Source organism: Mesorhizobium sp. LNJC405B00 (assembly GCF_000502615.1).
GTDB lineage: Bacteria > Pseudomonadota > Alphaproteobacteria > Rhizobiales > Rhizobiaceae > Mesorhizobium.
The window spans coordinates 1-8,151 of record NZ_AYWC01000048.1 but is presented as its reverse complement, the minus strand read 5'-3'; the positions used below and the strand labels follow the sequence as shown (position 1 = coordinate 8,151).

Genomic DNA, 8,151 nt, shown 5'->3' with positions numbered 1-8,151 from the left:
CTGGAGGCTGATGCGGCCAACCCTCGCCTGGTCAAAACATCCCGTGGCGCAGGGTACTTCTTCAACGCTGACGTGGATGTTAGCTACGGAGGCACGTTGGCCGCGTGACAGTGAGCTATGCTGGAGATTGGGGTGACGAGGCTGATCAAGCCCCTCTCTGCATATGCACGCGGCCGCCTGAATTGCCGATTTCGCTCAGCTGCTGCTGAATGGCGACGGCTTGCGGCGCATTCAGGGCCCTCTGCGTCTGCGCTGACCACAACAGCGCTGGTGAATGTTCATTGTTGGGACGACTCACTCGGGTGGCAGGTGGTTGCATGGTCAAGCTCATCCGGCGAAGGGCGGATCTGCTGTTGGCTGGCAGCCAAGACTGGGGGCGGCGGCCCGAACTCCGGCGTCCCAGAGCTTGCGAAAGCCTCCGACACGCTTCTGTTGAGGTCATCCCGTCCATCGGGCATCCCTGGGTTGCTGAAAAAAGACGAGGCGGCTTGATGATCCTGCCCTCGCTGAAGCACCTCGCGAAACCCCCTGTTCCAGTCGCAGAAGCTCCTCTGGATTGGTTGGCGGCTCGTCAGCTCGACCATCGAACAGCGGCCGGAGCGCCTCGGACACGTGCTGCTCAAGTTGCCGGGCTTGGCCCGCTTGCCCCTCTTCCAAGCCGGCGTCCTGCACCTGCCACAAAGCTGCTACACGGGATGGATTTTCTCGCGGGGTCCACACAGCCTCACATCAAACTGTATCGTCAAAGTCCTGCGCCAATTCACACAGCGGGTCATCGAGTTGAGATTCGGCGGAGAGCGCCTCCTCTGCTCCCGTCAAGGGCGCCGGCTCCGGGAGGGCGCCTGTCTGGCGTTCAAAGATGCGTTTCAGAATGCGATCCGAGAAATAACGCACCTTCCTCAATTTTAATGGTGGCAGACCTTTGATGAGAACAATCTCGTAGTCGTCATCGAGCAGCCGANACGCACCTTCCTCAATTTTAATGGTGGCAGACCTTTGATGAGAACAATCTCGTAGTCGTCATCGAGCAGCCGAACCTGTTCGGGACGCAATAGCGGTGCACCTTGATGTGAATTCTGAATGGTCCAGTCGAACGTTCGCGCCTGGCTGTGGGAAATCGATTTGGCTTCAAACGTGTATTCACCGATGGCCTTGGAAATGTAGTTCGGAGTCTCGTCATCAGCCGTGGCCATGAACACTTGCAGTCCGGTATTGCTGAGAAAATTCTGCTTGCCAGCCTCTCCATAAGCCCCCGTCAGTGCCGAAAGGCTTTGGATGATGAGCATGAAACGCCCCTTGTAGCCCGCGATAGTCGTGATTGCGGTCTCGATCGCCTCCAGCTTACCCAGGTGCTTGAACTCATCGAGCAGGAAGAGAACCTCGTGCTTTTCATCCCGGCCGGCCAGCGACCGCTGCAGAATTGAAACGATTTGCTGAAAAAACAAGCGTATCAAAGGCGCGATCACCTCAAGGTCGTTCGGACCAACGCAAAGATAGATGCACGTTCTGCGACGGCGAAGATCATAGACCGAAAAGTCCGAGCGACTTGTGGCCGCCTTTACAGCGGGATCCGCCCACAGGTTGAGCCCGCCATCGCCGAGCACGGAAGTGTAGGAGGTTAGGATTTTCGTATCGTTCCCCGCCATGTCGTCGAAGATGCGTTGTGCCTCTTTGTTCTGAGTCTCCATGGCGAGTCGCGCGAAGAGCTTAAACTTCTCCCCCGGCTGGGCGAAGAGGTCATAGACGGCGCCGATTGTTGGCGTGCCCCGCTCGATGCAGGCAAGGATTCCCGCGACAAAGATATCTCGCGCGCCGCTGACGAAACCTTCCGCGCCCTCCCCCTTGGCCGTAATCAGGTTTGCGGCCAAGCGGCGGGCTTCGGTGAATTGCTGCTGTGGAGGCAGCGCTATAAGATCCAACAGCGGATTGTAGCAGTTTGTGCGCCGCTCCGAATCCAGCGGCGCGAATTTAAACACGTCGTCACCTGCGGCTTTGCGCGCCCTCGAGGTGAGCTCAAAGAGCTCCCCCTTGACGTCCAGAGCTATCACCGAGCCTTTGAATGTAAGTAGCGTTGGAATGACTATGCCGACGCCCTTGCCAGCGCGGGTCGGTGCAACGATGAGGCTGTGAGGCTGCTCGCCATTGGTCAGGTAGTAGCCAGGCCAGAAAGGGCCACTTGTCTTCCCAAACACCGGCCCTGTCACGCCACGGTATCGTCGCAGATATCCCGTGCGTCGCATTTCATCCACTCGAGCCCAACGAGCCGTCCCGTGGTGTTCGAGCTTGCGGCGCAATACGATCTGCTGAATCAGCAAGACGACCGCGGACGTCGAGAGCACGATAGCCGCGCCCCGATAGAAAACGGGGGTTGCGAAACCCAAATAGAAGGGCGTCTCAAACCAAAAGGCACGGACATCAAACGCCATCAGAGCCTCGCCGCTGCCGCCGTGGCGGAAGGTTGCGTAAAGACTTGCCGCACAGAAGCCCACGGCGAGTGAGCACGCGATGCTAATGGCTATGTTGGGGGGCGTCGTTTTTGTTGAAAGCATTGTTCCATTGCCGGATTAGCCGTAGCTAATGCTGCGCGTGCTTCAGAGACCGAACCGGCGTCGCGCGATGTCGCCGCTCGACAGATCGATGCCGCAGTGGGTGGTGCGATGCTTGCAGCGCATCACCCGGCAGACGTGGTTTTTGTACGTCAACGGCCAGCGAATTGGAAACGGCAAGGCCGTAGACGGAATTCGGGAGAGAAAGCGTCACTGTACCATGGCCGAGACCTCAACGGCCGGAGCGATCTCTGCTTCGGGTGGCCTCCATTAGGTCCTCTCGGGCGTGATTGTAGGCTTGGCTTATGGACCGCCCGACTTGAGCACCCCGCTGCAGCTGTTCATAGGAGGTTTGCGGGCCTACTGTATCACGGACTGCAGCCTCAATACCTGCTATGTGGCCGTCCAGATTCGCACTCCGTTCCTCTGCTGCATGCTGCGGCGGCGGCATGTGCGGCAAGATGTGTTGCATGCCGGGAAAAACTGAGTGAGCTTGGGCCTGTTGATTTGCGTCTAACTGTTGATACATGTTGAGAATAGCATTGGATGCCATCATCCTGACATTGCCATCCGGATCAGAAGAAGCCAATCCAATGGCTTGATCAAGAATGCGAGATTTGTTTTCGTCAGTAAACTTACTGAAGTGTGGCGCAACGTAATAAGCTCCGAGAGCTTGCGACGGCGGATCCATGTTGCCAATGCGATTAACAATAGCATCTTGCAGCCCTGGCGTTAGGTAATCGCCTAGATTACTGGCCGCTCCGACTTTCTGCAATGCTATGTCATCCGTGCTGTACCCCAATTCGGCTGTTAATGTCGCGGCCAGATTGATGGCTGATCGTCCAAGCCGATTGGTCCGCCTCTCAAATCTCGCGAGGTCAGTTTCTGGCCCGGGTTGAGTGCCCCGAACGGCTGTTCGCTCGTGCGTCCCGAGGCCTTTGAAGCCCCCGAGATTTCGCGCTGTATCGCGCGGGTTAGCGGTTACCAGCCGTTCTGCAACATCGCTCAATGGCCCCTCTGGAACGTCACGGAGGCTACTGCTCCCCACGCCTTGAGATGATCTTGCAGCTGCACGTGCCCGTTTGTTATCGCGATCCATTGCTAGCCTCCAAAGTAGTTATTCTACCCAATGAGGTTACCACCGAAGCTTGACCTGCTAAACCGATATGATGTTACAGTTGTAGTATGGCAAAGGGTTCCCAGCTCTGTGGGTCTGCCAAGTGCCCGTCCAAGCCGAAGAAAATACGATGAAGCTGGCATCAAATGCGATGTGAACTGCCCCGGGCATTCCGGTGGCCGTTTCGTTTGAGTCACGCGGCTATGGCTGGTTCATCCAACATGGCGTAGTAGCGTTCCTCGGCTTCGGCCGGCGGGATGTTGCCGATGGGCTCCAGCAGCCAGCGATTGTTGAAGCAGTCGACCCATTCGAGCGTGGCGAACTCGACGGCCTCGAATGAGCGCCAGGGTCCGCGTCGATGGATCACCTCGGCCTTGCAAAGACCGTTGATCGTTTCGGCGAGAGCATTATCGAAAGAGTCGCCGACACTGCCCACTGCGGGTTCGACGCCGGCCTCCGCCAAGCGCTCGGTGTATTGAATGCTGACGTGTTGGGCGGATTCAACCGGTCGTCGCAACACCAAGGGATTGGAGGTTGCAATGACGGTTCACCAACGCGCTTAGATCGGTGCACTCGAAAGAAGCTAGATTCGCCCGGGCGTCCGCCTGCCTGGCAGCGTGAGAATCGCTTCCGGTTCTGGCAAGCTATTGCCTTGGGACGTTCGAGCGAGGAGGCCGCACTGGATGCCAGTATATCAACGCCTCTTGGTCCGCGCTGGTTCGGAGTGCAGGAGGGATGCCGCCAACGCATTTAGCGCCGTGGGCGAAGCCGCCTTCGGGGCGATATCTTTCTTTCGGTAGCGCGAGGATATTGCGCTTGAGCTTGCCAAGGGAATCGGCATCCGGGCCATTGCTCGTAAGCTAGGTCGGCCGCCGAGCACAATCTCGCGGGAGGTCAGGCGCAATGCCGCGACGCGCAGCGGCAATCTGGATTACCGGCCAGTGCCGCCCAATGGCACGCCGATCGTGAGTCCCGGCGGCCTCCTGGCAAGCTGGCGGTCAATCCGGCTCTGCGTGAATGTTGAGGAGCGCTTGGCCGGCAAAGTCACCAATCCCAATGGCGCCTCATTCGAGGGCCCCAAGGTGGGTATGGAAAAAACGACAGAGCCGGAGGTGGTCGGCAGCCTGGAGCCCCGAGCAGATCGCTAAATCGGCTTCAGATCGATTACCCAGAGGATCAAACCATGCGGATCAGCCACGAGACGATCTATCAGTCCTTGTACATTCAAGGACGCGGAGCATTGCGCCGAGGACTGACCGCATGTCTGCGTTCAGGCCGAGCGTTGCGCGTACCGCGCGAACGGGCCCGAGTTCGCAGCAAGTCCTTCATTGGAGACGCCCTTATAATAAGCGACCGTCCGGCCGAAATTGCCGATCGGGCTGTCCCCGGACATTGGGAAGGCGACCTCGTCCTTGGCCTCGGAAGCTAGGCGATCGGTACGCTCGTGGAACGAAGTTCACGCTTCACAATGCGTGCTTCACCTGCCGCGCATGCATGGCTATCAGCAGAGCCTGCGCATCAAGAACGGTCCACCACTTGCCGGCCACGGCGCTGAAGCAGTCCGCAGAGCCATAGCCCGATCCATGGGCAAATTTCCCGAGCAGCTGCGTCAGTCGCTGACTTGGGACCATGAGCGGAAATGGCGCAGCAGCCGACCTGCGCATCGACACCGGGCTCGAGATTTACTTCTGCGATCCCCAAGCCCGTGGCAGCGAGACTCCAACGAAAACACCAATGGCTTGCTGAGACAGTACTTTCCAAAGGGCACGGATCTCAGTCGGCACACAGCCCGGGAACTGGACGCAGTTGCCCATGCTATCAACACAAGACCGCGCAAAACGCTCGGCTGGAAAACACCTGCCGAACTCCTCGACCAGCTCCTTGGGGGACAGTATGATGCCGGTGTTGCGACGATCCGGTTGAATCCGCCTTGGCTGCCTCTATCGCTGTGATGGATGAGCCCGCCTCCCCGCGCGGGCCGCCGATCATGGAGAGCCCGTTCCAGGGCATCGAGAACGAAGGCTGCATGCGCCGTCCGGCTCACCCGCCAGCCGACGATCCGACGGGCATAGGTGTCGATGACAAAGGCGACATAGACGAAGCCCGTCCAGGTCGCGACGCAGGTGAAGTCGGAGACCCGCAGCATGTTCGGCGCCGGAGCATGGAACTGGCGGTTGACGTGGTCGAGAGGGCAAGGTGCGGCCTTGTCGCTCACCGTAGTGCGGATCGGCTTGCCGCGGACGATGCCTTCGAGGCCCATGGCCTTCATCAAGCGGGCAACCGTGCAGCGGGCGACCTCGAAGCCCTCGCGACGCAACCGCCGCCAGACCTTGCGAATGCCGCAGACGCGGAAGTTCGCCTCAAACCCGTCGGACCTCATCCTTCGAGGCTGTATCCCATCTTGCCCGAGCCGACAGCCGGCAGGGGTCGACGCGCTTGACGACATGGTCGTGGTAGGTCGACGGGGCGATCGGCAGCACCTTGCAGATCGGCTCAACCCCATGCGCCTTGCGGTGATCGTCGATGAACGCGATCGTGGCCTGAACCGGCGGTCGAGCTTCGCCTGGGCAAAATACGCGGAAGCCTTGCTCTCGTTGGCCTGCGAAGCTCGCGGCTCTCGCGTTCCAGAGCCTTCAGTTTCGTCGCAGCATCCGTGGGAACTCCGGCGCGCACGCCGCCGTCACGCTCGGCTTTCTTGCAGCCGAGCTTGGCGGCGATCGATGAAACCGCCGCCCACCGCGACGTATGCTCGCGTTCGTGATCCAGAACCAGCCGCACCGCGGGGGGTCCGGACCTCGGGAGAGAACTTGTTGGTCGCCTTGCTTGTCATGGTTCCACCTTCTCAGGAGTTGGAGCCTCCGATCAACCCGGGGCGGCACACAACAAGGGTCACGGATCAATCTGGGCGGGAACCCTAGAGAATCACCTCAGAGCCTTTGGTAATAGACCGACCCCTCGCACCTGTTTGGGCTGGGTGTACAAGTCAGGTTTTCATCAGGTTGGACGAGTATGTCTGGCAGCCAGAGCGCGACCACTTCCGTGCCCGCCCGCTCGTCTGGCAGACACACAAAGGAGAAAGATATGCCGTCAGCTACAAGCAGCGCCATCGTTTCCTGCCGCAGATCATCGCCCATCCGGTCTGGCCCTGCTTCAGGTCCCCTTGAGCCTGTGTCTCGTCGAGGAAATGGCCCGGGAGCGGGATCGTGGTTTCGTATGAGACAATCCGCCGGTGCGGCAACAAATGCGGTCCGCATACGGAGCCATTACGTCGCGGCACTTGATATTGCAGTGCAGCAAAGGTAGAGGGCGGCCCCTTATCGGAGTGTCGTCCATGGCCCTTACCAATGCTGGTGGCGAGGCAGAACCCGTCGAACAATCGAGCCATCCCGAAATCGAACAGGACAGCACCAAGGTGCTGATGCTAGGCGCGCTCGGCGTTGTCTATGGCGATATTGGCACCAGCCCGATCTACGCGTTCCGTGAGGCGCTGGTGGCGTCGTCGGGCGGCAATGTCGCCGAGCGCGGCGATATCCTCGGCGTGCTGTCGCTGATCATCTGGTCGCTGACTATCATCGTCACCATCAAGTACATCATGTTCGTGCTGCGCGCCGATAACGGCGGCGAGGGCGGCGTGCTGTCGCTGATGGCGCTAGCGCGCGGCAGTTTCCCCAAGCGGTCGGCGGTGATCCTGGGCATCGNAGGGCGGCGTGCTGTCGCTGATGGCGCTAGCGCGCGGCAGTTTCCCCAAGCGGTCGGCGGTGATCCTGGGCATCGGCATCGTCGGCGCCTCGCTGTTTTTCGGCGACGCGGTCATCACGCCCGCGATTTCGGTGCTGTCGGCGGTCGAGGGTATGAACGTCGTCACGCCGACCTTCCAGCCCTATGTGGTGCCGCTGACACTGGTCATCCTGGCCATGGTGTTCGCGGTGCAGCGCTTTGGCACCGGCGGGGTGGGATTGGTGTTCGGCCCGGTGACCGCCGTATGGTTCCTGGCAATTGGCCTTTCCGGTCTCAACCACATCATCGCCGATCCAGAAATCCTGTGGGCGGTGAGCCCGCACTACATCGTCGCCTTCCTGATCAATTCGCCCGACGTCGCTTTCGTGACCATCGGCGCCATCTTCCTCGCCGTCACCGGCGCCGAAGCACTCTATGCCGATCTCGGCCATTTCGGCTGCAAGCCGATCGTGCTGGCCTGGCTGGCGATCGTGTTTCCTTGCCTGCTGCTCAATTATGCCGGGCAAGGCGCCTTCGTGCTGGCCAAGAACGGCGTCGTCGGCCATCCATTCTTCGAGATGAACGAAGGCTGGACGCTAATCCCGATGGTGGTATTGGCAACCGCGGCGACGGTTATCGCCAGCCAGGCGGTCATCTCCGGCGCCTTCTCGCTGACCCGGCAGGCGGTGCAGCTCAATATGCTGCCGCGCCTCGAAATCCTGCACACGTCGGAACGGCAGTCGGGCCAGATCTACATGCCGCGCGTCAATG

General features: G+C 60.0%; 1 protein-coding gene, 6 pseudogenes and 1 other annotated feature. Of the genes and pseudogenes, 3 read left to right on the top strand and 4 right to left on the bottom strand.

Annotated features, from left to right (window positions below):
- Window positions 1-108, top strand: a pseudogene (locus X756_RS1000000169195) (DNA-binding response regulator); the annotation flags it as partial.
- A gap of 621 nt (window positions 109-729) precedes the next feature.
- On the opposite strand, the pseudogene virD4 reads toward X756_RS1000000169195, so the two are convergent.
- The 3 genes and pseudogenes from virD4 to X756_RS136385 form a co-directional block, all read right to left on the bottom strand.
- Window positions 730-2,549, bottom strand: a pseudogene (virD4, locus tag X756_RS01000000166445) (type IV secretion system ATPase VirD4).
- A gap of 229 nt (window positions 2,550-2,778) precedes the next feature.
- Window positions 2,779-3,321, bottom strand: coding sequence for a hypothetical protein (locus tag X756_RS1000000170290; RefSeq protein ID WP_245264609.1), 543 nt, complete (start codon window positions 3,319-3,321; stop codon window positions 2,779-2,781).
- Window positions 3,322-3,856: 535 nt separating this feature from the next.
- A pseudogene (locus X756_RS136385) lies at window positions 3,857-4,159 on the bottom strand (IS3 family transposase); the annotation flags it as partial.
- 30 nt (window positions 4,160-4,189) lie between these two features.
- Here X756_RS136385 and X756_RS1000000168465 point away from each other — a divergent pair.
- A pseudogene (locus X756_RS1000000168465) lies at window positions 4,190-5,615 on the top strand (IS30 family transposase).
- Here X756_RS1000000168465 and X756_RS1000000168460 read toward each other — a convergent pair.
- Window positions 5,594-6,493: pseudogene (locus X756_RS1000000168460) on the bottom strand (IS3 family transposase); the annotation flags it as partial. The pseudogenes X756_RS1000000168465 and X756_RS1000000168460 sit on opposite strands and share 22 nt — an antisense overlap.
- Window positions 6,126-6,242, bottom strand: a sequence feature (AL1L pseudoknot). It overlaps the preceding pseudogene by 117 nt.
- A gap of 501 nt (window positions 6,494-6,994) precedes the next feature.
- Here X756_RS1000000168460 and X756_RS01000000166440 point away from each other — a divergent pair.
- Window positions 6,995-8,151 (top strand): annotated as a pseudogene (locus X756_RS01000000166440) (KUP/HAK/KT family potassium transporter); the annotation flags it as partial.